The organism is Motilimonas sp. E26 (assembly GCF_021278025.1).
GTDB lineage: Bacteria > Pseudomonadota > Gammaproteobacteria > Enterobacterales > CBDFNC01 > Motilimonas.
The window spans coordinates 1-25,231 of sequence record NZ_JAIBHJ010000030.1 but is presented as its reverse complement, the minus strand read 5'-3'; the positions used below and the strand labels follow the sequence as shown (position 1 = coordinate 25,231).

Sequence of the window (25,231 nt, the reverse complement as noted above, 5' to 3'; positions counted from 1 at the left end):
TGTTGATTGCGCATAAATTAAATATATTGGAATAGTATTGCGCAACTAATCATAAATGTAGATAAAAAAGGTAAGTTATTGCGTGGTTTGTTAGCTATTATTTTTCTTAGTGAAGGGCACAGCTAAGCAGATAGAATATTTACCCTGTATTCTGGCAAAAACCTTGTTACCGCAAGTGAGTAGCCGCTTAGGCGTAATATCACCACGCACCCAAGCCTACCGGCAAAGTTGAATGAGACCCAAGTTCAAAATGAAGAGATTAAAAAAAGCGATTCAGATGAATCGCTTTTTTTATGTTTGCTTGCTTGGACGTTAGTCTAGTTCTTTAAAGAAAGAGGTCGCAAAACTTTTTTCACAATAATGGCACTTAAGCTTAATTTGTTGTTTTTGTTTAATGTAAAACAAGCTATCAACCGGCTCATTGTGGCTAATGCAGTTTGAGTTCGGGCAGGCCAACACGCCACTAATGGCTTCCGGCAAGGCAACCTTAAACTTCTTTACTACATCGTAATCGTCAATCAAGTTGATGGTGGCATCTGGTGCAAACAAAGCGAGTTGATTGGCTTGCACACCGGTAATTTGGGTGTTCTCAATCTTGATTAAGTCTTTGGTTGTGTTGCCACCCGTGGGTAAGTTTAAGCCAATAGTGATTTTTTGGTTGGTATCGGTCAGCTGAAAAAACTTAAGGATTTTAACCCCTTTACCAGCCGCAATATGATCAATCACCGAGCCATTTTCAATGGCTTGAACTTCTAACTTCTTCTTCATGCTTGCTCCTGAAAAAAGTTGGACAGCACCAAGGCTAGCAGGGCTTGTCTGGCATACACGCCATTTTCGGCTTGTTCAAAGTAGTAAGCGTACGGTGTGTTATCGACATCGATAGTAATTTCGTCAATGCGAGGTAACGGATGTAGGATTTTTAGGTTTTCTCGTACGTTTTCTAGCATGCTACCTGTCAGTACAAAGGCTGATTTCAGGTGTTGGTATTCGGTTTCGTCAAAGCGCTCTTTTTGAACTCGTGTCATATACAAGATATCGAGAGAGCCTATTACCTCTTCAATGCTGCCATGGATCGAGTAGTTAATGCCAGCGTCGTCTAACTCTTCCAAAATGTAGTCTGGCATCGCTAAAGCTGGGGGAGCAATAAAGAAAAAGTTACAGTTAAACAATGATAAGGCTTGCGCTAATGAGTGCACGGTGCGGCCATATTTCAAATCACCAACAAAGGCAATATTGAGGTTCTCTAAGCTGCTTTGTGTTTCATAAATAGTGAACAGATCCAGTAAGGTTTGTGTCGGGTGTTGGTTTGAACCATCGCCACCATTAATGACTGGAATAGAAGCAGATTCAGCCGCTAAGCGTGCTGCGCCTTCTTGTGGATGACGCATAAAGAAAGCGTCGGCATAAGAAGATATCACTTTCACTGAGTCGGTAAGGGTTTCCCCTTTTTGGGCTAGCGAGGTATTGCCGCCACTGTCAAAGCCGATGACCGAGCCGCCTAAACGTTGTACCGCTGTTTCAAATGAAAGGCGAGTACGAGTGGATGCTTCAAAAAAGCAACTAGCGACTATTTTGTTTTTCAGCAATTCGGGTTGGGGTTGGTGCTTGAGTTTCTTTGCTGTTGCTACGATGAGCTCAAGTTCGCTACGAGAGAGATCAGCGATTGAGACTATGTCTTTCTTAAATAAGGGGTTCGTCATTTTTAATCCTGCCGGGCGCGTGGAACAACCGGAGCAAGATTATAGCACCCCTTGTCAGGTGATGCTGCTTAATATTGAGCATACCAGCAGCATTTATTTAGAATTGGTAAAGGCATGAGTAGCGCCTTTATTGTTGATGCTCGGTATTAGTCCCCGCGATACAGCGCCGCGTCAACAATGCACCAAATATGTAGCGGCACGGCAATAATTAGAAAGATGCCAAAGGTAAACCCCGCAATGCCGTATGCTGCATAGGTGAATAGACAAAACATCAAGGCAGCCAAAATGCGCCCTTGTACCAATTGGCCTAAACCGCAAATGAAAAAACTACATACCGCGGCAATCACATTGCCGGTAGAACCTTGAGAAGCCATATTATCTCCTAGTTTAATTTAATTTCTTGAATAACAATGCTGATAACCTCACCCTCTGAGGTGCCAGCATGGCCTTGAACCAAGGCTTGCTGATGCTCAAAATCGGCAATATTGCGAGGTGGGCTTTCAATTAACACATCTTGTTCAGAGGTAATTAACCACCATTGCTGATCACGTTGTTCTATTTTGCCTTGGAACTGTAATGGCTCAGTGACATCCGCTTCTGCCATCATTTCTGGCGCTGCGCTCTTCATTAGCGCAGGGGCTGAGATTGACATAGGAGCAACTTCAGCCTGCGGTATAATGTGCTCAGGCTCTTCTTGTTGCGCCACGAACACTGCAGCAACAAAGAAGGAAGCTGCAATCGCCGGCAAAAACGGCATATTCCGCCATGAGCGTTTCGGCGCAATCGATGTAGGTTTGGCTGCAACAGCACGTCGTGAGGCGGCTAGAATTTTATCATCGAGCGCACTGCTAGGCATGTCGTTGCTTTGTTGTTGATACGCTTTGCTAATCGCATCATCATTAAGCGGTGATTTATGGCTCATATGAAACCCCCTGTTTAAGCTTGGCCATGGCATAGCGCAAGCGACTTTTTGTTGCTTCAAAACTTGATTTTGTTAGGTTTGCTATTTCTTCTAAACTAAACCCAGCTTCGTGGCGCAATAAAAACACTTCTTTTTGTTGTGCAGGTAACAGCTCTACCTGACTGATCAACTCATCTGCTTGACGACTATGGGTTAGCTGTTCAGACAGATCCGGTAGCTCGTCTTCTGGTTCCACAATATCATCAAAATCAAGAGTCTGAGCTTTGCTGTTTTTACGGTAATAATTGACTAAGTGGTTGTGCGCTAAGGTATATAACCATGTTGTAAACTTCGCTGTAGGTTGATAGCTTTCTCGTGCATTGATTAATTTCATCCAAATATCATGATGTAATTCTTCCGCCACATCCGCGCGGCTACAATGGCGTAAAAAATAACGATAAACGCCGCCTTTATGTTTTTGATATAGCTGCTCAAATGCCGCAGCATCTCCTTTACCGTAGTTCAGCATTAGCTGTTCATCGGTTAATAATTCGGTCTTAGTCAAGCGTGCTCCGCGCAACAAAATCTAGATGCGGTCAACATACCTTAGGCCTGCATTGCGCTCAAGTTTTGCGACATATTTCTGCATATAAATTGAGCATTCAGGGGTATAAACCACGTTTAATGTTAATTGGGTTAACATTGTGATTATTTGATGCTTTTTTTAGGTAGAAGTCCTAAGCTATTAGTTCTTATTGGTTCGGGGTTTGACATATGTTACGCGGTGTTTTTTTTCTTTCTTTTATCTGTTTTTCTAGCATGGCTTTCGCAGGGGCGCAGTTTGATGACATGCCATCTAAGCCGGTATTGGCTTATGTGGTTGCTAAGCCTGATGGCACGATTATTAATCAGCAAAATCGCCATCTAAACTTGGCTCCCGCGAGTACTCAAAAGCTGATTACGGCTACTGCTGCGCGTTTGCACCTTGGTGGTAGCTACCGTTTCAATACTCAAATTGAAACCTTAACTGAGGCGAGTTTAAAGCAAGGAACGATAGCCCAAGATTTACGTTTTAGGTTATCGGGAGCGCCTGACTTTACCCGCAAGCAGTTGCGCGAGATGCTGAAAACCTTAAAGCAAAGTGGCGTTAAGAAAATAACCGGTGACATTTTAATTAATGATGGCCGTTTTAATGGTTATCACTGGAGTAATGGCCAATCTTGGAATGATTTAGGGGTTTGTTATACCTCGCCAGCTAGTGCGGTGATTATCAACCGTAATTGCGTGCAAGGTAATTTGTCGGTCACAAAAGAAGGGGCTACGCGTGTGTTTATTCCTGCCCATGAACCGATACGGGTTGATAACAGCACTTATGCGTTAAAAGCATGGAAGGAAATGCGACAGTCGCACTGCGCTTTAGAGCTAAATCGAGGTGATACTAATCATTATGAATTAATGGGCTGTTTTGTCGCGACCAAAGATCCTATTCCAATGAAATTTTCGGTTAATGATCCCGTTACATATTTTGCCAGTATTTTAGCGGCTGATTTAAACGGAGCTGGTATTACTCATACGGGAGTCATTCGCCGTGAATCGACACTTGAGCCCGAAGGTGTGGTGTTGGTTCGCCAGCGTTCAGCAACGTTAGATAGTTTATTGAAAAAAATGCTGAAAAAATCCGACAACCTCATTGCTGATGTGGTGTTTAAAACATTGGGCGCAGAATACTATAACCAAGCAGGCAGTTTCCGCAGTGGTGAGGCGGCTGTAAAAGCGATATTGAAAAGTCAGGCCAAGTTAGATTTATCTGATGCCATCATGGCCGATGGTTCGGGCTTGTCGCGGCATAATTTAGTGACGGTTGATCAGCTGTTGCAAGTGATGCAATTTGTTTATAACAATGATAATAAGCTTAAGTTATTAGATTCTCTTGCTGTCTCAGGGGTCGATGGCACACTAAAATGGCGCACATCGCTGCGAGTGGATGAGCTTAAAGGCAAGGTTCGAGGTAAAACGGGCTCGTTAAAAAGTGTTGTTAACATGGTTGGCGTGGTTGACACGCAGCAAGGGCCAAGGTTATTCGCCTATATGGTATCGGGATATAACTTACCGCCGAAGCAAGCACGGTTATACAAAAATAGACTGAACCCCATTCGTCAATTTGAGCGCGATTTTTTTACTGAGCTACTTACTTTAGGGAAAACATCTAAAAATAAGTGACCCTAGTTTCAGATCGCGAATGATGTCCTAGATTGGCGCTGTTGTTTTGATATATTGATGTTATCAAAAAGATGGCTGAAGCGAGGATTAGATGAAGCGATTTATTCCTACATTAGTAGTACTGCTGGCTCGTCCTCGCTTGGGTGTATGTCACTTAGGGCTAGCGGAAACACTCGGCGCTAAGCGGGCGATGCAACTGAGCCAGCTGTTTATTGAATGTGCCCTTGAAGATGCCCGTATTTGGCCCGGTAGAGTTGCATTGGCGGTGCCGGAGCAAGATCGGGCATGGGCCGAATATCTCGCTGATACACACCAACAAAAGCAACCTTGGCTGGTGGAGTGTCATGATTCGCAAGGCCTTATGAGTGAAACGCTTACTTACCTTGATCTGAGCTTACGCGAACAGGGCTTGCAGCAATTTATATATATTTTTTCTGATGCACCAGCCCTGTCTGGTGATCACTACCGTAAAGCCATTCTTATTTTACAAAACTACGATGTGGTATTGAATCATGACGCGATATCTGGACTGAGCCTGTTAGCAAATACTCGTCCTTGGCCCAGTTTTTCCGGTATTGATTGGCGCAGTGCTGCGGTGGCTGAGCAGCTACAGCTAAGGTGCATCCAATCAAGCTTTCAAGTTAGTGATACCCAAGCTGCCTATGCCATTAGCAAGGCGTCTGACTTATTGCGGTTGCAGCATGATTTAGCGCAAGATAAGCGCCCTGCTAGAATGCGGCTAATGCAAGCGTTGCAACCTGTTTTTAGTCAAGTGATCGCTTAATCTTTTACCATGTAACCTCTGCGCTGTTTAAGCCTATCGCAGCCAGAAAATGAATACTTTAACGGCAAAATTTCATTTTCGGGAATGAAAATGCGAAGCGCATGAGGAGGTATTCACCGCGTTTTTGCAGGAAAGCAAACTATTTCATTTATCCAAGATTTGGGTGACTTGTGAATAGCCGCTGGCTAAACCGACATAGGTAAAACGCGATTACGACCTAAGCGTTTTGCTTCATAAAGCTGTTTGTCTGCTTTATCGATCAAGCTACTGGCACTTTCTTTAGGGGTGTATTCGGCTACACCAAAAGAGGCAGTAATGTGGTCAACTTGGCGACTACTGCGCTTGTCTTTTACCGATACTTTTTCAATCGCACGGCGTATTGATTCTGCGAGTTGGCGCGCAACCCTGAGGTTTTTTCCGGGGACGACTAAGGCAAACTCTTCACCGCCAAAGCGATAGGCGGTAATGCCATCTCTACAGCTTAGTTGTAAACGGCGGGCAATGGCTTTAATCACCGAATCACCAAACAAATGACCATATTCATCATTGAATTTTTTGAAATGGTCTATATCAACCAAAATAAAGCTAAATGGTTGCTCGTGAGCACAAAGGCTAACTAAGTCATTATCTAATGCGCGGCGATTGAGCAGGCCGGATAAACCGTCATACAGAGCGTCTTTTTGCACCTGCTCTAGCTGTAGTTTGAGACGGGCAACCTCAGCGCTAGCGGTATTGAGTTGATTGTTCAAAAAACGTGTAGAATGGCGGATTTCTTTTGATTCAGAAATGAGCCCTCGAACCAACTCCATCACTTCTTCAAATGACAGCCCCTCGTCTTCAACCCGTGATAGGCAATCAAAGTTTTTATCTATCATTTGCTGAAAATCTTGTGTGTCCGATAAAGTGTCGGTCATTGAATGAGACACTTCGTTTAATAGTAGTTCAAGGCTTGATCTCAGTTGGCGAATGTCGGTTTCGGTTTTACTGGCGACATAGGTGCGATAGAGGGTTTCGCCGGTGGCTGGTGGACACATACCATAATCGGTAATCGCTTGATCTAACTCTTTGTTCATTTGTGGCAGGCTATTATCGACATAGGTGTACCACAAGGCATAGTTAGTCGGCGTGGTGGGCACTTGGTTTTTGATCATCAAGGGCACAGCTTTACGTAAATTCTCGGTCGATTTTTGAAATAATTTTTTGCTCATTGCTGCCTGTGCCTAAAGTCAAACTAAATGCTTTTGCAAAATACTGTAAAGATAATTTAGTCCTGATGACGGAATAAGTACTTTCTTTCTAACGTTAGCTGATATTGTTGATGGTTTCTCTCTAAAGTTAAATTTATCGTTGGATTTTGTTTGGCCTTGTATTTGTTTTGCGACATAAAACACACGCTTTCCAGTGGGTTGGTGCTGGTATCATTATTTTCTACCTGCACTATTTTGTCGCCCACCCTAATTTGCTTCATCGCTTTGCTCACTGTGGGTAGCAGTCGGCCTACCACAACGCCTTGCGCCGCGTCAAAAGTAGGGTAAAGGCCAAACGTAGACCAATCCTCAGCATGGCGAACTTCGCCATTCGGTATTAAACCAATGCGGCGCTGCTGCCAATTTATAGAAACGGTATATTGGCGAAAGAAGTCATTACCGAGTAAAGGCATACCTTGGTTAAAGTCGACCACCATATTGTCGATTTTGAAGTGGCTAAGATAAACATTGTCAATTCGGGTCAAAAAGCTTTGATTAGCCTGTTGCGTAAATAGGGCAGAGTTTTCTTGGCTAAAAACCGGGTAAACGGGGTAGACCAGTTGTTCCGCCTTCTGAAGTTCTTGGCCTACTCTTATTGGTAAGCTTAAGCCTGCATTTTTACCTGTGTCTAAAATAACCGGAACATTCTTTACGGCTTGATTAAAATGCAAACGTAAGATGGGGCCACTACCCGCTTTTAACTCTATGGGTATTACAGCTGCATCTTTGGCAAAGGTTTGGGGACGAGAGCTGAGTGTCAGTTGGCGCTGTTGATAATCTATCTTTATTCCAGGAAGCAATGAGATCAGGTTGTAACCTAGAATGCCATCTAGCTTAATACAAGAAAATAAGCCATTGGCCGGATTGAGGTCAAATACCGCTACACCAAGGTTGTTTATGGTTAAACCGTGCCAATCTAATGACGGGATCACAGCACCTTGTATGTTGCTTGTTGCTCCGTTGGCGTCCATCGCTTTAAGATGAGGTAAGGCTTGAACGGGTAAGTTAAGCTGCTGAGCTAGCTTTAAATCAATAGTGGAAACCGCTCCCGTATCAAACAGAAAACGATAGGGCTTACCTTGAATGCTAAGGTTTACTATGGGTAAGCCATTGTCAAACTCAAATTCAGAAGTAATGTTTGCTTGGTTAAATTTAATGTCGGTTCGTTGGTAAGTCGATAGCTCGGTTTTTGCCAGGCTGACTGCGCTAAAGCTAAATATCATGAGGAATAAGGGGAGGAGTCGAGTCAAATCCATCTCACTTGGTTTTTGTGGTTAGGCAGTCGCTGGCAGTCATCATTATACTGCCAGCGACTCTGCGATATTAATTTTTGCGCGTTAGGTCAACCAATAAGCGACCGGTCACTTGCCCTGCAATAAGTTGCTCGGCATATTCTGGCACTTGTGCCAATGAAATAGTATTACAAGCAGCAGAAAAATAAGATTTAGGTAGCGTGGTTGCCAATAAATGCCATGCTTGCTGGCGCTTCTCAAATGGACAACTTACTGAATCGACCCCAAGTAGTTTTACACCGCGTAGAATAAACGGCATTACAGTGGTCGGTAAATCAAAGCCACCGGCGAGGCCACAAGCGGCGACTGCGCCATTGTAGTTTACTTGGCTTAATACTTTCGCTAACACATGGCTACCGACAGTATCGATGGCACCGGCCCAAAGTTGTTTATCCAATGGTCGGTTTGGCGTTAGCATTTCTTCACGAGAAATCACGCGAGTGGCACCGAGTTCGGTTAACCACTGAGTGTTTTCAGCTCGGCCTGTCACGGCAACCACTTGATAGCCTAAGGTGCTTAATAGTTTTACCGCAACGCTGCCAACCCCGCCGCTGGCACCCGTTACCAGAATTTCCCCTTGCTCGGGTGTAATACTCGTCTGTTGCAATGCTTGTACACATAAGCTGGCAGTAAGTCCTGCAGTGCCTAGCTGCATTGATTGTTCGGGCGTCAAATCTTCAGTTAAAGGGACCAACCAATCTGCTTTCACTTGGGCTTTTTCAGCTAAGCCACCCCAATGGGTTTCGCCTACGCCCCAGCCTGTTAATACCACTTGCTGGCCTTCTTGGTAGCGTAAATCATTAGATGAAATCACCTTACCGGTAAAATCGATACCCGGTACCATAGGGAAGTGGCGGATGATTTTACCTTTACCTGTGATGGCGAGGCCGTCTTTATAATTAAGGGTCGAATACGCAACTTGTACTAATACTTCACCGTCTGGTAGCTCAGTTTCTGCTATTTGTTCTACTTTGGCTAAGGTTTTATCTTGTTCTTGTCGTAACACTAACGCATTAAACATATTGTAACTCCTTAAGGTGAATCGAAATTTTATTATAAAAACGGTTTTAAGCATAAGCCCCGATAGCAAAGCCTGCAATCAATATAAACCCCTACCTTGTCAGCTTCCTTGTAAAAGTGGATCATAGAGGCTCTTGGTTAATAAGGTGGTTAGTTTGAGTCAGTCATTTTCTGTATCCGCGCTACGGGCGCAGTTTCCTGTGTTGCAACAAAGCTGTAATGGTCATGCGCTGGTCTATCTCGATAGTGCTGCCACGACACAAAAGCCGCAGTCAGTGATTGACGCAATGAGTAATTACTACCAATACAACAATGCCAACGTGCATCGTGCGGCACATTGTCTAAGTGCTAAGGCAACTCAAGCTTTTGAGCAGGTAAGAGATGAAGTGCGCAGCTTTATTAATGCCCCTAAGCGTGAAGAGGTAATTTGGACTAAGGGGGCAACCGAGGCCATTAACCTCGTGGCGCAAAGTTATGGTGCCTTGTTACAGGCGGGAGATGAAATCATCATTTCCACCATGGAGCATCACGCTAACATTGTGCCTTGGCAGTTATTAGCACAGCAGTTGAAGTTAGTGTTAAAAGTGATCCCGCTGACCGACATCGGTGAATTAGATTTAGCCGCGTTTGCGCAATTACTGACAGAGAAAACCCGTTTAGTAGCGGTGACGCATATCTCTAATGTGTTGGGCACGGTAAATCCCATCGCTGAGATTGTTGCGCTAAGCCATCAAGTAGGCGCGAAAGTGCTGGTGGACGGCTCACAAGCGGTGGCGCATTTACCGATTGATGTGCAAGCCTTAGATTGTGACTTTTATGTGTTCTCGGGTCATAAAATGTATGGCCCTACAGGGATCGGTGTACTTTATGGTAAGGCTGACTTACTCAATGCCATGCCGGTGTGGCAAACCGGTGGTGAGATGATCAAAAAAGTGAGCTTCTCAGGCACTACCTTTAATGCCTTGCCGTTTAAATTTGAGCCCGGCACCCCTAATATTTCAGGTGTGATAGGCCTTGGCGCGGCGGTAGAATTTTTGCAACAGCAAGATCGCGCGGCATTATTACAATATGAACAACAGCTGTTTGAGTATGCCAAAACGCAGCTCTTATCATTACCCGACATCACCCTTGTCGGTAATGCCGTACAACAAGCAGGGGTGATTAGCTTTGTGGTGAAAGGAGAGCACCATAGTGATATTGCCACCTTACTCGATCAACAAGGCATCGCTATTCGCGCTGGCCATCACTGTGCCATGCCATTAATGGAGTCGTTAGGGCTGGGCGGCACTTTGCGCTTGTCTATTGCTTGTTATAATGAGCAACAAGATATAGATAGTTTCATTATCGCCCTGAACAAAACCTTGGAGTTTTTATAATGCCCAATCAATTAGTGCCTAATCTGTTTGGTAATGAAATCAGCAGTGATGACGTGCTGGATTTATTCGCGCAGCAATCGGGTTGGGAAGCGCGCTATCGGCAAATCATCCTACTCGGTAAGCAGCTCAGTGAGTTACCACAAGTCTTTAAAAATGAAGAACATCAAGTGGATGGCTGTGAAAGTGCGGCTTGGCTGGTCAGTCGTGAACAAGGGGGCGTTTGGCAGTTTTATGTTGCCAGTGACACCCGCATCGTTAATGGTTTATTAGCGATAGTATTGGCGGCTTATAATGGTAAAACCACCGAGCAAATTGATGACTTTGATATTGAAAGTTACTTCGACCAACTGGGTTTATCCAAGCAACTTAGCCCGTCACGCGCGAACGGATTACACGCCGTGGTACAGGCTATTAAAGGGGTCGCGGTTTAGGCTTTGGTAGGACCTGAGCTTGCTCAGGGAATCGGTGAGGTATTCGCCGAGCTCGCCTACTACAGGTCTTATGCCTGATTAAAACTGATAACTCGTCAGTGGCGGTAACTCCGACTCGGGTATAAATTCCCCTTTGATCATCCACAGTGGGGTGTAGTCAGTTTCAAATTCCGGCAAGAGGCCATATTGGTGGTAACAATAAGAAGCAATGGCGGTAATGGGTAGTGAGATCAAGCTCTCGGGACGAAAGTGATCCATATCAGTGCGCGTGAACCACGCCCTGTGGGTTTCCAGCGCCTTGGTATAAGCGTCTTGATACCGTGTTTCACGTTCACTGCTTAGCACCACGCCAACTAACTCCACCACAGGTAAATAAAGGTGATAAGCCGCGTTGGCACAGTCTTCATCATAAAAGTAATTCGGCGCGGAATAGGTGATCATATCGCCGAACAGGCGGGCCAAATCAGCCCCCGGGGTAAACAACCCTTTGAGTAACCGCATAAACGCACAATAAAAATCCAGAGGCCCTAATACAGCGGTATTTTTAGCAAACACGCCTTTGTCTAGGCCATGTAATACTTGCATATGCTCGGTGTTACGTAAAATCAGCGCCAGTGAAAATGCATTCAACCAATTATTAAACATTAAGGTATCGTCGGTTTCCGCTACGCCGGTAAACTGACTGTGCTCAAGGGTCACGGTAACGGGCTGGCCAACATGGGCCACCATGTAAATGGGGTTATACGCCATTTGCTCTAGATTGATTAACGTGCGCTGGCGCATGGCCTGCGGCGCATCCAGTAGCTGACCGATGCCCAATAGGTATTGCACTCTTCCAAAGTAAGTCGACCAGCTACCGGTGGCGGAATAGCTTTGATAAGTTACTTGCCAATCTTGAATCTTCTCGTTGAAATTGCGTTTCTTGGTTTCGCTATCTATGACATAACCAAGCCGATTATGTACTGTTATGTAATGATGAAGTTGTAGCGTCATTAACTTGCCTCTCTATAAATGTTGACCTTGGGTGCGCCGCTTACCTGCCCAGTGCTGCCACTGATACTTTGGTGCACCACCGCATATTTTATTTTATTGTTCTTTTTTGCCATCTTAAGTGCATCAAGGCTGGCTTTAAGGCTCACTAGTTCATCGCTTTGTTTATTAAATACAGGCCAATTAGTCTCGGCAAGCGAAGGATTGGTCGTTTAGGTTTTATCCGCCAATTTTTTTAGCACCCGTGACACCGCAACAAAAGCAAAGCTGGCGGTGACATGAGTGGCGGCACCAAATCCTGAGCTGCAATCCATCTTCATATTGCCATCACTTTGCGCTTTAGCATGACACACGCCGCCGTCTAAATCGGGGTAAATCAATTGCTCGGTAGAGTAAACACAATCGACGCCAAACTTGCGCTTGGTGTTTTTAGTGAAGTTATAAAAGCGACGCAAATCCGAGCGCACTTTAGCGGCTAGCGGGTCTTGAATGGTTTTGGCTAAATCACCCAGTTGAATTTGTGTTGGGTCAATCTGACCACCGGCGCCGCCAATAGTAATAATCGGCACCTTGTTACGTTTGCAGTGGGCAATGAGTGCCGCTTTGGCGCGCACACTATCAATGGCATCCACCACATAATCAAACTCGGTGGAGATATGCTCAAACAAATTCTCTTTGCTAATAAAATCGTCGATGCAGTGTACTTGGCACTCTGGGTTTATTTCGAGAATACGTGCTGCCATCGCCGCAATTTTTTGCTGGCCGATGGTGCTGGTTAAGGCGTGGATCTGACGATTGGTATTAGTTGTACAAATATCGTCCATATCAATCAAGCTAATCTGGCCGATGCCAGAGCGGGCTAGCGCCTCGGCTACCCAGCTGCCCACGCCGCCAATGCCAATTACACACACGTGCGCTTGCTGAAATGTTTGCAAAGCTGGCGCGCCATAAAGCCGCGCAATTCCACCAAACCGATTCTCAAATGACGACATCTAACCCCCTTTATATACTCGCGGCGCATTATATACCCAAATAACTTCCCGCTGAATAAGCATCTTGAGGTTGCTTGGGCCTAGCGCAAACACGCTAGGCATCGATTTTTTAGTTTTATTGGCGTTAATGACCCTTTTTTAGGCACAAAAAACCAAATCTCACACAAGCTCACACTCCATGACAAAATTGCTACAGAACCACGTAATAGGATCGCGTACCTTGCCATCATCACATCATGGCTATCATCCATAGCCTATTAAAAACATGAGCAATTGTAGAAAAAATGGAGTTTAACTTGAAACCGAAGAAGGTGGGTATTGAGCGCATTATTGATGCGACAGGCTATTCAATTAAAGGGCTAAAAGCGGCATGGTTAAATGAAGCTGCATTCCGTCAAGAAGTGGTCCTCTTGGTGATTTTTTCTGTGGTAGCAACCCTGTTACCGGTGTCTAGCTTAGCGCGCATTTTGCTTATTTCGAGTCTGCTGCTTATTGTTATTGTTGAACTAATGAACTCCGCAGTTGAAGCTGTCGTGGATCGAATAGGTGATGAGTGGCATGAACTGAGTGGCAGAGCGAAGGATATAGCTTCTGCTGCGGTGTTTATTGCTTTGGTGCTCGCACTATTTGTTTGGGCTTCTGTTTTGCTGGACTTACTATGATGCCAATAAAGTTACCTGCATTCAGGCTTTCCTTTAGCTACTTCACTTTTTTGTTGGCGCTTTACTTTGCTTTAATCGTCAATGTTCCTGTTTATAAAGAGCTGCACAGTATCTTAATACAACAGGGCGAATTCAAAGTTGGTTTTGTTATTTCGCTACCGATTTTTTTTATCGCTGCGTTAAATTTACTATTTAACCTGTTTACTTGGCCTTGGTTAGGGAAACCCTTCTTCGCGCTACTGCTGGTTCTGTCATCGATGGTGAGTTATGCAAGCTTTCATTATGGCACTCTATTTGACTATGACATGATGGTCAACATAGTTGAAACCGATCCTAGCGAAGCCAGTTCTTATCTAAGTTTATACTCGGTAAGTTGGACATTGATGATGGGGATTATTCCCGCTATTTTGCTCTTTGCTCTTAATCCGATAACAGAGGGTGCACTGACTCGGATGTTGTTGAACAAGTTACTGAGCATGGCGTTATCGATAGTGGTTATTGTATTGATTGCCGCACTCTACTATCAGGATTATAGCTCTGTAGGTCGTAATAATTCTTACCTTAAAAAGATGCTGATCCCGACTTATTTTGTTCACAGTGCGAGTAAATTAGTCAACACAAGATACTTAACCACGCCACAGCCTTATCGCCAACTTGGCCTAGATGCCAAGCAGTCAGAGCAAGCCTTACAAATGGCCAAACAAAAACCCACCTTGTTAGTATTGGTTGTCGGTGAAACAGCGCGCTCGCAAAATTATGAACTCAATGGGTACGACCGCCCAACCAATAAATACACCCGAAACCTCAATGTCATTTCATATCAAGATGTCAGCGCTTGTGGCACATCGACAGCCATATCCCTACCTTGTATGTTTTCTTATCTGCCTCGCTCTAACTTCGATCGCCAAGTCGCTAATAACCAAGATAATGTACTGGATATCCTTAAGAGAGCTGAAATATCTCAGCTTTGGCTAGAAAATAATGGGGGCGATAAAGGAGTCGCTAAAAATATTGAACTATTAACCGTTGATCGCGCTCGTCAAAATCGCCTTTGTAACGGCAGTACCTGCTATGACATGGCACTATTGCAAGACTTTGAGAAAAACGTCGCTAAATTAAAAGGGAACATGCTAATTAATATGCATTTAATTGGCAGCCACGGGCCTACTTACTTTCAGCGTTACCCTGAAGAACAGCGTGAATTTAAGCCAGACTGTCAGAGGGCTGATATCGAAAACTGCTCCGTTGCACAAATTGTCAACACTTATGACAACACTATTCTCTACACAGATCATGTACTGAACGAAACAATAAAAAAACTCAAAGTGCTAGAGGCGCGCTATAACACGGCATTAATTTATGTCTCAGATCACGGTGAATCGCTGGGCGAGGGCGGCTTATTTCTCCATGGTATGCCTTACCGCTTGGCGCCAGAATATCAAACCAAAGTACCCTTGATGCTTTGGATGTCACCAAGCTTTGCGCAAGCTAAAAATATCAATCAAGATTGCTTAAAGGCATCCGCACGACAAACGGATCTATTTTCACACGATTATATTTTCCATTCATTATTGGGCATCATGGACGTCCAAACCCGTGTGTATGACGCTCAGCTTGACCTTTTCAGTTCTTGTCGAACATAAAGCGAAAAACTGATGATACGCAGACAAGAGCTAGGCCCCTATTGTTATAAAAATTAACTCGTTACTTAGCATAGTGGTTTTTCGTTGATAGAAATTTGAGGAGTAATAAATCGACACCATCTATACTGATAGAAACTCAACTAGGGTGGTTTATTCATGAAATGGTTTTTGATTTTAGTAAGCTTATTGCTATGGCAAGTGCAGACACAAGCACAAGCATGTGAAATTACCATGGGCTACCGGACGACGGCGCGGATGCCAAATATTAATGCTAAGCCAAATAATGCTGGGCTGTATTTCGACTTGTATACTGCTGCGGCAAATAAAATCGGTTGTGAGTTAAAGGTGGTTCGCTCCCCGAAAAACCGTATTTTACGTGGCATTGCTGACGGCAGCATTGATTTTTATCCCGGTCTTACTTTTACCAAAGAACGTTCAAAAGATATCTTTTTCTATGATAATGGCATTCCTGCCGCAGATGTTGGTCTAACTCGTAAAGGGGAGCCCAAAATAAAGAGCTACGATGATTTGCAAGAAAAAATCATTTTGGCCGCATTGGGTTCACCAGGTCCGCAAAGCACTATGTATAAGCTGCAGTTCAAGCGTCCACCTGAACTCACATTCGATCGTGTTATTGATCTGATTTTAGCCAAACAAGCCGACTTCTACATGGATGACTTTGGTACCTTATATTACTACCTGATCCAGCATCCACGGCAATCTGATTTAATGTTACATATGAATTGCTGTGGCGGTATCACTAGGTTGAAGCTTGGTTTTTCTAAAAATTCACCTCATTTTAAAGCGGTGAGCAATCTTAGTTATGATCCTGCTTTACCCCTAGGTGTTGATAACTACCCGATTAAATTAGACGAAGAAAGTATTGCTTATAAATTTCACATGGCGTTACTTGCGCTTGAAGAAGATGGCTTTACTAATACGCTATATAAGGATTATTACGGCGCGAGTTTGCAAGATTTAATGAACGAAGATTAGTTTTTAATTCAAGAGTTTAAATAGCCTTAACTCTGTTTAAACCTAGTGCAGCAAGATAAACTATGTTTACTGCAAAACTTCGTTTTCAGGGGTGAAAACGCAAAGCTATAGGGACATATTCACCGCGTTTTTGCAGAAAAAGATACTATTTTATTTATCCTTGGTCCGGATTAAATAAAAAACCAAGGCATTAGCCTTGGTTTTTTTGTTTAAAACAAGTTGTTTGCTAGCTTATTTAGCCGCTTCAACGATTGCTTTCATGTCGCTCATGTAGCCACGTAGCTTCTTACCTACGATTTCTACAGGGTGAGTACGAATTGCTTCGTTTACTTCGATTAGGCGAGCGTTGTCTACTGAGTTAGTTTTCAGGTTTAGACCTTTACCAATCACTTCAGTGCTTAGACCGTTAACGTAATCTTTCAGCATAGGTACAGCTGCGTGAGCAAACAAGTAACAGCCGTATTCTGCAGTATCAGAAATTACCACGTTCATTTCGTAAAGTTTCTTACGTGCAATCGTGTTCGCGATTAGCGGAGTTTCATGTAATGACTCGTAGTAAGCAGACTCTTCGATGATACCTGATGCAGTCATTGCTTCAAACGCTAGCTCAACACCGGCTTTAACCATCGCCACTAATAGGATGCCGTTGTCGTAGAACTCTTGCTCATCGATAACTACGTCTGAAGGACCTTCTTTTTCAAAGCCAGTTTCAGCCGTTTCTTCACGCCATGTTAGTAGGTTTTTGTCATCGTTAGCCCAGTCTTCCATCATGGTCTTAGAGAAATGACCTGTGATGATGTCGTCCATGTGCTTGTTGAATAGTGGACGCATGGTCACTTTCAATTCTTCAGCCATGTCGAATGCTTTGATTTTAGCTGGGTTAGATAGACGATCCATCATGTTAGTGATGCCGCCGTATTTTAGGCCTTCTGTTACTGTTTCCCAACCGTATTGGATTAGTTTCGCCGCGTAGCCCGCATCGATACCGTCAGCAACCATCTTGTCGTATGCCAAGATAGCGCCTGTTTGCAACATACCACATAGGATAGTTTGCTCACCCATTAGGTCAGATTTAACTTCAGCAACAAAAGAAGACTCAAGTACACCGGCGCGATCGCCACCCGTTGCACTAGCGTATGCTTTAGCAATTTCAAAGCCTTGGCCTTTAGGGTCGTTCTCAGGGTGAACCGCCATTAGGGTTGGTACACCAAAGCCACGCTTGTATTCTTCACGTACTTCAGAGCCAGGACACTTAGGTGCAACCATGATTACCGTGATGTCTTTACGGATTTGCATGCCTTCTTCTACGATGTTGAAACCGTGTGAGTAAGCCAGTGTTGCGCCTTCTTTCATTAACGGCATTACTGCGTTTACTACGCTAGTGTGCTGTTTGTCTGGCGTTAGGTTTAATACTAGATCTGCAGTTGGGATTAGGTTTTCGTAAGTGTCTACGTTAAAGCCATTTTCTTTTGCGTTTTTGTAAGACTGGCGTTGCTCTTTGATCGCCGCTTCACGTAATGCATAAGAAATGTCTAGGCCTGAATCACGCATGTTTAGACCTTGGTTTAGGCCTTGAGCACCACAACCGATAACTACAATTTTCCAACCTTTGATGAATTCACAGCCGTTCGCGAACTCGCTACGATCCATGAAGCGACATTTGCCTAGTTGCTCTAATTGTTGACGCAAGTTAAGCGTATTAAAGTAGTTATTAGCCATGAGATGTTCCCTTTGCATAAATTTTTAGAATTTTTGGTAGCGCAGATAATTAATCTGTATGCCACTCGACGTAGAGCACTATATAACAAGAACTACGTTGCTTAAAATGATATATTTGCAAACTTATATTGCAAATATTGCAACGTCAGTTTAACGCAGCGGAGGTATTTATGGATTTAAAATCACTACAGGCATTTATCCACCTTGCTAATAGCCATCATTTCGGCAAATCCGCTGAAGCGTTGCATCTTAGCCCATCTACTTTAAGCCGTATTATTCAGCGCTTAGAGCAAGAGGTTGGCAGCAGTTTGTTACAGCGCGATAACCGAAGTGTGGCATTGACACCCGCAGGGCAAAAATTTCTTGGTTTTGCGCAGCAGCAATTAGATAGCTGGCAAATGTTAAAGCTTGATTTACAAGAGCATGACACGCAATTAGAAGGAAAGCTGAGTATTTATTGTTCGGTTACCGCAGCCTACAGTCACCTACCGGCTATTTTGGATTGTTTTCGCTTTGCTCATCCACAGGTTGAAATCGTGCTGGCAACGGGGGATGCTGCACAAGCAGTAGAGAGAGTGCAGTATGAGCAAGCGGATGTTGCCATCGCTGCTTGCCCAGATAATTTGTCGAGCCAGCTAAAGTTTTACAGCTTGGCGGAAATTCCTTTGTCGGTTATCGCGCCAATGATCGCTTGCTCTGTGCAGCAGCAAATGAGTCAAAAGCCGATTCCTTGGCAGCAACTGCCTTATATTTTGCCTGAACATGGCCCCGCGCGCCGGCGTATTAATTCTTGGTTTCGGCAAATGCACATTCGCAAACCCCATATTTACGCTAGCGTGACAGGCCACGAAGCCTTGGTCAGCATGGTTGCCTTGGGGTGTGGGGTGGGTATAGTGCCCGAAGTGGTTGTTGAGAACAGCCCTGTGCGCGACCGAGTGCAAGTGGTCAAAACCGATAAGTTATTAGAGCCCTTTGATCTTGGTGTGGTGTGTTTGAAAAAGCGCGCACCCGATCCGCTGATTAGTGCTTTTTTAACGGCGTTGAATTAGTTCACAGAATCGCCATTCTAGTTGGCCTAAATCATGGTGTATCAGGCAGAAAACCCTTATGGTGTAAATGCTTAATAGGAGCCTGCCAATGACAACAATAGAAGATATTCAACAAGCGATAGCGGATCTGGCGCTCGCAGGAAAAACCTTATTTATTCACGGTTCAATCAAGTCATTTGGTCATTTAGAAGGGGGCGCTGCAAGTTTATTTGATCCTCTTATTGCCGCTGACTGCACCTTGATCATGCCTAGCTTTACTTATTCACCTTTGGCTAATCCGCCATCCAGTTGGCAGTTTGCAGGCAATGGACACCGAGGCGAATGGGATTTTTTTACTCCAGAGCCTTTTGATGTGCAAGGTAATGATATTGAGCCGAGCATGGGCGCGTTGCCGAAGGCGTTGTTACACTATCCCAATCGTGAGCGTAGTCAGCATCCAATTAATTCTTTTGTTGGTGTGGGTCCTCACGCCGCAGAAATATTACAGCGCCAGACCTTACAAAACGTTTATGGCCTATACGAAAACCAGCCACAGGCTTGGGTATTAACGTTGGGCGTTGATTTAACATCCGTAACCCCGATCCATTATGGCGAGCAACTCAGTGGCCGTGAGCTCTTTCAGCGTTGGGCGCAGCAAATTAATCCGCACACGGGGCAAGTCGAAACCGTACTTGCTGCCATTGGCAGTTGCTCTAACGGCTTTAACAACTTAGCGCCTGTACTTGCACCTATTGCACGCGAATACACTGTTGGCGCTAGCCTGTGGACCTTGTATCCCCTTGAGCCTTTAGTGAAACGTTGTAAACGCGCCATTAGCGCTCAGCAAAGTATCACTCACTGCCCCGATCGAAATTGTATTCGCTGCCAAGATGCCATCGCCAGTGCTGGCTGAATTACATAACGTAGTCGCAAGGTTTAGGGGCTGTTTTTGTCGGGTAAAGGGGCTAGAATGAAGGCAGAATTTAAGGAGTTAATATGATCAACCCAAAGAAATTAGAAGAAATTGCCAAGCAAGTGTCCGAAGCTTTGCCACCGGGTGTAAAAACCATAGGTGAAGAAGTTGAGCGCAAAGTGAAGCAGGTATTGCAGTCACAACTCAACAAACTTGATCTGGTTAATCGTGAAGAATTTGAAGTGCAAACCCAGGTATTGCTGCGCACTCGTGAAAAATTAATGGACATGGAGCAAAAACTGGCTGCACTTGAAGCAAAATTAGCTGACTCAAGTGATACACAGTTAAGCGAAAAGGAATAGTAATTCGCACGCTGCAATAAGCAGAAAGTATATTTTTCACCGAACCAACGTTGTCAATGTGTCGCTATAAGCTTTGCGCTTTCATCTCTGAAGACAAAATTTTGCGGTGAAAACATACTGTTGGTGCGAATGAGAGACAGCAACAAAAAGGATGCTTTTCAGCATCCTTTTTTTCATCCTGGAGCTACAGTCTAAGCCATTACTTTGCTCAGAAATGATTTACCACTAAGGGTTGGCAGATAGATCTATCTGATAAACCGCAAAGCCTAGCGCATCAGTGTCTGCTAGTTTTGTCATGTTACGACGGGCATATTGAGTAATAAAGGCATCTGCCTTCGCTGAATTTTGCGTCTCAAAGCGGATGTCTAGCGCAACCGTTGCAGGGATACTTTTAAAGTCCCAGTTATAGTCGGCCGATGGATTCACTTGTGAGTTAAAACGGTTAGTAGCAGCCTCATAACCCGATTCAGCCTTAATATAGCTAGCCAGCGCTTCGCGATTGGTGTCAGGAAGCTCCAGTGCAACATAGTCGCTACCTGTCCCCGCAAATTTGCCACCAAAAGCACGGTAGTTATTTGAAGCAACAATAAACGTCATGTTGTTTAGCTCTTCACCTGAGTAAACTTGGCCTTTGTCGTCGGTGTATTTCAAATCAACAATACGCTCGGCCCCTGCATTGATAACCTTACAGTCGCGGTCGAACTTACTCGGTTGAGTAACATCAATCAGATAAGTCACGCCATCAATAACGTCGAAGTTATAAGTTGGGTGGCCTTGCCAATTAATCAGGTACTGTGGCGTCGTAACATCCGGCTTGATCTGGTTAAATTGGTTGGCACTGCATTCCAGCCAGTCTTTAAGCTCCTTACCTGACACTTTTAACGCCACCATAGTATTAGGGTAAAGATATAAATCTGCTGCATTTTTATAGGTAAGCTCGCCTGCATCCACTTGTACGTATTGGTCCGCATCGCTTTCGGTACTGTGGCGACCACCGGCTTTAAAAGGAGCGGATGCTGACAATACAGGCAGGCCTTTGAGGTCATCAGTCAAACTTGCTTTAACATGAGCAATTTGTGCATCTGACACGATCTGCACCGTAGGATCATCTTGTACCAAGGTAAGAAAGCTATACATATTCTCAGACGCAACCCCAATAGGTTGGTCGACAAATGAGATCGTCGCTAAATGTTCATTTTCAACTGCATCTTGAATATCTTTGTCGGCGTCAACCATTGGTGTTTTATTAGCGCCATCATAAATAGGCTTCACACTTGATTGGCCGTTGGCGACTTGCCAAGTATCATTTTTCCATTCAAGGGTTAGGTCTACCATGCCAAGGTTATCGCCCCAGCGACCCGGCATGACGGCAGGGATGCCATTAATCAGCCCTTTTTCAACATCTACTTCGGCAACATCGGCGTAATTTTCGTGAGGGAATACAGAGTGACTATGGCCAAACATAATCGCATTAATGCCATCGACTCGAGTGAGCGCGTAAGTGGCATTTTCTGCCATCATATTACCCGGATTTTCACTAGAACCAATGCCCGAATGGGGAATAGCAATAATAATATCGGCACCTTTTTGCTTCATTTCAGGTACAAATTTTTTGGCTGAGGCAACAATATCTCTGGCTTCAACTTTGCCCGTTAGGTTTTGTTTGTCCCATTGCATTATTTGCGGTGGGACAAAACCGATATAGCCAATTTTTAGATCATGCTTATTGCCTTTATTGTCTATTACCGGGGTGGTTTTGATTAAGTAGGGGGTAAATAAGTTCTCACCTTTTTTAATACCGTTCCAGCAGGTTTCTTCGGCACAATAAACATTGGCATTAATGTAAGGGAAATCAGCGCCAGCGATAGCGGTGTGTAAGAAATCTAAACCATAGTTAAATTCATGGTTACCTATGTTGGCAACATCGTAATCGAGCAGATTCATTGCTTTAAAAGCAGGATGAACATCCCCTTCATTTAAGCCAATTTTTGCCACGTAGTCGCCCATCGGGCTACCTTGTAGCAAGTCACCATTATCAACCAGCACCGAGTTAGTTGCTTCCGCGCGGGCTTGTTTAATCAGGCTTGCGGTACGCGCCAGACCGATTTTGGGGTCAGTGGCACCAGCGTAGTAATTGAAATCCATAATGTTGGTATGAAGATCAGTGGTTTCAAGCACTCTTAGCGCCACTGTTACAGGCGGTTGTGCGGTTTTTTCATCTGTCTTAGAGTCAGAGCCACAGGCCGTAAGGGCTAAGCTCGGTATAAGACACATAAACAAGTGTTTACTCGTCATCATAGTGATCGTTGCTCATTGTTAAAAAGGGAATACCGACAAGAACTTAACTGAAATAGTTAGATTCATAGGGAATGTAACTTAATACATTGCCTAGACTAGATTTGGAGGATGACAGCAAGGTGACGAATTATTATTTTTTGGTGACACTAAATGTCTTTTTGTTCAGTAGGTTATAGCTATTTGTATAGATATGACATGTGATCGCCGTGCTTTCAGCCACCTAGGTTTTGCGTACCTAAGTGGCGTGTAACATGGTTTGTTAAGTTGTACTCATTATAAAAATAGATTTTGCTCTAACTCTAACAAACGTTTTTTCAAGGGCAGGCCGCCGCCGTAGCCGACTAATTCACCATTGCGGCCAATAATGCGATGGCAAGGAATAATGATCGCTAAGGCGTTAGCACCATTGGCTGTGCCTACGGCCCTGACCGCGCCTTCATTATTAATCGCTTGTGCTAAGTCTAAATAGCTGGCGGTTTCACCGTAATTAACTTGAGTGAGAGCTTGCCAAACCGCTTGCTGAAACTCAGTGCCGACCAGTAATAAAGGCAAATCAAACTCACTGCGTTGACCGAGGAAGTATTCTTCTAATTGCACTATGGTTGTTTCAATAAGTGGATTACTCTGCTCAATAAATTCAGCCTTTAACTGCTTTTTCAGTCGATTGTCGACCGTTGTACGCATTTTACGGTAGCGAAAATCGCATAAACACAGCTGGTTTTGATAGGTGCCGATGACAAACTCGGCGTAGGGATGTTTGAAATAGGTAACTGAAATTGTATTTTTCATCATGTTAAAATTGTGCCTTCCAGATTGGAACCGCTAAGAACTCACCCAAGCGTTGCGCTGATTCATCGACATCTTGGCCCTTGCTGTCGGGAGTATTATGCTTTTGTTGATTTATTACGCTGTTTCTTGGTTTCAAAAACGCGCTTCTCGACCCAACATCGGTCAATATGACACATTCCAATCAATGCAGCGATGACCCTTCTAATTATTTCTTTGTTTTGACATGGCTGGCTTTGCACCGCTGTTACGGTAAATTATGTTACTACTCCGCTATCTAGTCTCTGTTGGTTACAACCATTTTTTCATCAGCTCGCTCGCCAATTAGTCGTACTTAACTTTACGATCAAATATAGCGAGTGCTATGCGCGAAAAGTCTTGTATTAGTTGTTGAAGTTATTGATGTTTTTATCTTTATTGTCGGTCGATTTTTGATAGTGGTATTGATGTAAAGGCTCACTACTTGGTCTTTGTGGTGCTGATTAGTGAGCTCGACTGGTTTGGTCGAAACCTATCGATTGCGCCGAGCTGGGTTCTCACTAAAATCCGCGCAATTATATCTTTTGAGCTGGAGTGTTTGTTGTGGGCAAGTTATTTGTATTATTGGCAGTGGTGTTTCTAGGTGGTTGTGCAGGCATGCCTAAACCGCAACATTTTAATCCGGAAAAAAACCAGCACTTGAAGCACATTACCATTATCGAGCCAGCGCAACAGGAAGAGGTGCCTGTGCGAATTCAAACCCATGCTGGTCAAAGTTTTGGTCTTTTAGGGGCGTTAATTGCGGAAGCGGATATGGCATCTGATACCAGCACTTTTAATGAAGCAGTTGGTGAAACAATGCCGGATTGGCAACAAGCTATTGTAACCGCTCTTAAGGCTAGCCTAGAGAAAGAAGGCTATCAGGTAAGTTCGATCATCACTGATAGAAAGCGTGAAAATGGCTATTTAGTTTCTTATAAGGATTTAGTCGATCAGAATACCGACGCAATACTTGATTTAAATTACTACCTAGCTTACTTGGCCGCTGGGATGGAGAGCGACTTTATCCCTAACCTTATCGGTCAGGTGCGCTTAATTGATACCCAAAACAAGGCGGTTGTATTCCAAAATCGCTTCTTTTTTGGTTTCCCGCCTTCAGAATATGATATCGAAGCAGACCATATCTTAAGCGACAAGCAATATGCCTATAACACCATAGAGCTATTAGCCGCTAGCCCTGAACAAGCGATTGATGGATTAGAGGAAGGCGTTCAAAAGTTTGCTGAAAAAGTGGCGCAAAAACTGGCTAAGCAACCTAACGCACAAGTCGAGCAGATAGTTGAGTAATATGACTAAGACAAATTTAGCCTGCTGCTTGTTATTGGCTACGCTGCTTTTATCGGGTTGTGCCAACACCCAGCCTAATTTTAGTCAGCTGCTAGCTGCGCGGACTAACTGTGTCGATGAATTTGATCAATATTCTTACATCAACTTTGATGAAGATGGTCAGGTGAAGGCTATGCTAGGCAGTCAAGAAAGTCAGTGTGGCGTATTTAGTTGGGGAGCTACGTTTGTTTTACCTATCGTGCTACCGGCGTCAGGGCAAGACTATCAATTAGTGATTGATTCTTTTGTTGGGATAGACAGTATCTTAAGCCCTATGGCCCTTTTCCTTAACGAGCAGCATCAGCCTGTGGCGCAGGTGGGAACAGAGCAATTTGGCTACTCGAATCGCCGATACCGAGCGGTTATCAATGTCAATTCTCGAGAGCGTGAGCATTTTCGATACTTATTATTAACTACGGATCCAAAAGCTCTAGGGTCTGTTGATCTTTGCTGTATAGATTTTGTTCAGCAGTACATAGGCAGCCACATTATAGCAAACGCCAGTG

The 25,231-nt window shown here is 44.2% G+C and carries 25 protein-coding genes; 12 read left to right on the top strand and 13 right to left on the bottom strand.

Annotation, left to right across the window (positions count from 1 at the left end):
• Positions 1-312 precede the first annotated feature (312 nt).
• The 5 genes from pyrI to K1M91_RS18325 form a co-directional block, all read right to left on the bottom strand.
• Positions 313-768, bottom strand: a complete 456-nt coding sequence (gene pyrI, locus K1M91_RS18345; RefSeq protein ID WP_232803716.1) for an aspartate carbamoyltransferase regulatory subunit — start codon at positions 766-768, stop codon at positions 313-315.
• Positions 765-1,700, bottom strand: coding sequence for an aspartate carbamoyltransferase (pyrB, locus tag K1M91_RS18340; RefSeq protein WP_232803715.1), 936 nt, complete (start codon positions 1,698-1,700; stop codon positions 765-767). The genes pyrI and pyrB overlap by 4 nt, the downstream gene beginning before the upstream one ends.
• A gap of 146 nt (positions 1,701-1,846) precedes the next feature.
• Positions 1,847-2,074 carry a hypothetical protein gene (locus tag K1M91_RS18335; protein ID WP_232803714.1) on the bottom strand — a complete coding sequence of 76 codons (228 nt, stop codon included), beginning with the start codon at positions 2,072-2,074 and terminating at the stop codon, positions 1,847-1,849.
• A gap of 8 nt (positions 2,075-2,082) precedes the next feature.
• A complete protein-coding gene (locus K1M91_RS18330; RefSeq protein WP_232803713.1) occupies positions 2,083-2,622 on the bottom strand; it encodes a hypothetical protein in 540 nt (179 codons plus the stop codon).
• The gene (locus K1M91_RS18325; RefSeq protein WP_232803712.1) at positions 2,612-3,166 is read right to left on the bottom strand and encodes a sigma-70 family RNA polymerase sigma factor; all 555 of its coding nucleotides are present in this window, start codon (positions 3,164-3,166) and stop codon (positions 2,612-2,614) included. The genes K1M91_RS18330 and K1M91_RS18325 overlap by 11 nt, the downstream gene beginning before the upstream one ends.
• Before the next feature lie 209 nt (positions 3,167-3,375).
• On the opposite strand from K1M91_RS18325, the gene dacB reads away from it, so the two are divergent.
• Both dacB and K1M91_RS18315 read left to right on the top strand, forming a co-directional pair.
• A complete protein-coding gene (gene dacB, locus K1M91_RS18320) occupies positions 3,376-4,821 on the top strand; it encodes a D-alanyl-D-alanine carboxypeptidase/D-alanyl-D-alanine-endopeptidase (RefSeq protein ID WP_232803711.1) in 1,446 nt (481 codons plus the stop codon).
• A gap of 91 nt (positions 4,822-4,912) precedes the next feature.
• Positions 4,913-5,605, top strand: coding sequence for a hypothetical protein (locus tag K1M91_RS18315; RefSeq protein WP_232803710.1), 693 nt, complete (start codon positions 4,913-4,915; stop codon positions 5,603-5,605).
• A gap of 185 nt (positions 5,606-5,790) precedes the next feature.
• Here K1M91_RS18315 and K1M91_RS18310 read toward each other — a convergent pair whose 3' ends face one another.
• From K1M91_RS18310 to K1M91_RS18300, 3 genes are all read right to left on the bottom strand, one after another.
• Complete coding sequence (locus K1M91_RS18310; RefSeq protein ID WP_232803709.1) at positions 5,791-6,813, bottom strand: GGDEF domain-containing protein; 1,023 nt, start codon at positions 6,811-6,813, stop codon at positions 5,791-5,793.
• Positions 6,814-6,869: 56 nt separating this feature from the next.
• Entirely contained in the window at positions 6,870-8,102 is a 1,233-nt protein-coding gene (locus K1M91_RS18305; RefSeq protein ID WP_232803708.1) for a retropepsin-like aspartic protease, read from the bottom strand.
• Positions 8,103-8,175: 73 nt separating this feature from the next.
• The gene (locus tag K1M91_RS18300; RefSeq protein ID WP_232803707.1) at positions 8,176-9,165 is read right to left on the bottom strand and encodes an MDR family oxidoreductase; all 990 of its coding nucleotides are present in this window, start codon (positions 9,163-9,165) and stop codon (positions 8,176-8,178) included.
• Between the two features lie 154 nt (positions 9,166-9,319).
• Between K1M91_RS18300 and K1M91_RS18295 the strand changes: the two genes are divergently transcribed.
• Both K1M91_RS18295 and csdE read left to right on the top strand, forming a co-directional pair.
• Complete coding sequence (locus K1M91_RS18295) at positions 9,320-10,540, top strand: cysteine desulfurase (protein WP_232803706.1); 1,221 nt, start codon at positions 9,320-9,322, stop codon at positions 10,538-10,540.
• A complete protein-coding gene (gene csdE, locus K1M91_RS18290; protein WP_232803705.1) occupies positions 10,540-10,971 on the top strand; it encodes a cysteine desulfurase sulfur acceptor subunit CsdE in 432 nt (143 codons plus the stop codon). The genes K1M91_RS18295 and csdE overlap by 1 nt, the downstream gene beginning before the upstream one ends.
• A gap of 78 nt (positions 10,972-11,049) precedes the next feature.
• Here csdE and K1M91_RS18285 read toward each other — a convergent pair whose 3' ends face one another.
• A complete protein-coding gene (locus K1M91_RS18285) occupies positions 11,050-11,964 on the bottom strand; it encodes an immunity 49 family protein (protein WP_232803704.1) in 915 nt (304 codons plus the stop codon).
• A 209-nt stretch (positions 11,965-12,173) separates the two neighbouring features.
• Positions 12,174-12,953 carry a tRNA cyclic N6-threonylcarbamoyladenosine(37) synthase TcdA gene (tcdA, locus tag K1M91_RS18280; RefSeq protein WP_232803703.1) on the bottom strand — a complete coding sequence of 260 codons (780 nt, stop codon included), beginning with the start codon at positions 12,951-12,953 and terminating at the stop codon, positions 12,174-12,176.
• Between the two features lie 296 nt (positions 12,954-13,249).
• Here tcdA and K1M91_RS18275 point away from each other — a divergent pair, with 296 nt between their 5' ends.
• The 3 genes from K1M91_RS18275 to K1M91_RS18265 all read left to right on the top strand — a co-directional run bounded on the left by K1M91_RS18275 (position 13,250) and on the right by K1M91_RS18265 (position 16,254).
• Entirely contained in the window at positions 13,250-13,615 is a 366-nt protein-coding gene (locus K1M91_RS18275) for a diacylglycerol kinase (RefSeq protein WP_232803702.1), read from the top strand.
• A complete protein-coding gene (locus K1M91_RS18270; RefSeq protein ID WP_232803701.1) occupies positions 13,612-15,258 on the top strand; it encodes a phosphoethanolamine--lipid A transferase in 1,647 nt (548 codons plus the stop codon). The genes K1M91_RS18275 and K1M91_RS18270 overlap by 4 nt, the downstream gene beginning before the upstream one ends.
• Positions 15,259-15,414: 156 nt before the next feature.
• A complete protein-coding gene (locus tag K1M91_RS18265; RefSeq protein ID WP_232803700.1) occupies positions 15,415-16,254 on the top strand; it encodes a transporter substrate-binding domain-containing protein in 840 nt (279 codons plus the stop codon).
• A gap of 231 nt (positions 16,255-16,485) precedes the next feature.
• Here K1M91_RS18265 and ilvC read toward each other — a convergent pair whose 3' ends face one another.
• A complete protein-coding gene (ilvC, locus tag K1M91_RS18260; protein ID WP_232803699.1) occupies positions 16,486-17,973 on the bottom strand; it encodes a ketol-acid reductoisomerase in 1,488 nt (495 codons plus the stop codon).
• Between the two features lie 170 nt (positions 17,974-18,143).
• Between ilvC and ilvY the strand changes: the two genes are divergently transcribed.
• The 3 genes from ilvY to K1M91_RS18245 all read left to right on the top strand — a co-directional run bounded on the left by ilvY (position 18,144) and on the right by K1M91_RS18245 (position 20,276).
• Positions 18,144-19,022 carry an HTH-type transcriptional activator IlvY gene (gene ilvY / locus K1M91_RS18255; RefSeq protein WP_232803698.1) on the top strand — a complete coding sequence of 293 codons (879 nt, stop codon included), beginning with the start codon at positions 18,144-18,146 and terminating at the stop codon, positions 19,020-19,022.
• A gap of 88 nt (positions 19,023-19,110) precedes the next feature.
• Positions 19,111-19,914, top strand: coding sequence for an AAC(3) family N-acetyltransferase (locus K1M91_RS18250; protein ID WP_232803697.1), 804 nt, complete (start codon positions 19,111-19,113; stop codon positions 19,912-19,914).
• An 83-nt stretch (positions 19,915-19,997) separates the two neighbouring features.
• Positions 19,998-20,276 carry an accessory factor UbiK family protein gene (locus K1M91_RS18245; protein ID WP_232803696.1) on the top strand — a complete coding sequence of 93 codons (279 nt, stop codon included), beginning with the start codon at positions 19,998-20,000 and terminating at the stop codon, positions 20,274-20,276.
• A gap of 225 nt (positions 20,277-20,501) precedes the next feature.
• Here the strand turns inward: K1M91_RS18245 and K1M91_RS18240 are convergent, their stop codons facing one another.
• Together K1M91_RS18240 and K1M91_RS18235 are read right to left on the bottom strand one after the other, a co-directional pair.
• Positions 20,502-22,574: a bifunctional 2',3'-cyclic-nucleotide 2'-phosphodiesterase/3'-nucleotidase gene (locus K1M91_RS18240; RefSeq protein WP_232803695.1), complete on the bottom strand. Its 2,073-nt coding sequence runs from the start codon at positions 22,572-22,574 to the stop codon at positions 20,502-20,504.
• A 273-nt stretch (positions 22,575-22,847) separates the two neighbouring features.
• A complete protein-coding gene (locus tag K1M91_RS18235) occupies positions 22,848-23,366 on the bottom strand; it encodes a methylated-DNA--[protein]-cysteine S-methyltransferase (RefSeq protein ID WP_232803694.1) in 519 nt (172 codons plus the stop codon).
• A gap of 576 nt (positions 23,367-23,942) precedes the next feature.
• Between K1M91_RS18235 and K1M91_RS18230 the strand changes: the two genes are divergently transcribed.
• Positions 23,943-24,686, top strand: coding sequence for a hypothetical protein (locus tag K1M91_RS18230; protein WP_232803693.1), 744 nt, complete (start codon positions 23,943-23,945; stop codon positions 24,684-24,686).
• A gap of 1 nt (position 24,687) precedes the next feature.
• On the top strand, positions 24,688-25,231 hold a 544-nt coding region (locus tag K1M91_RS18225; RefSeq protein ID WP_232803692.1), incomplete at its 3' end, for a MalM family protein.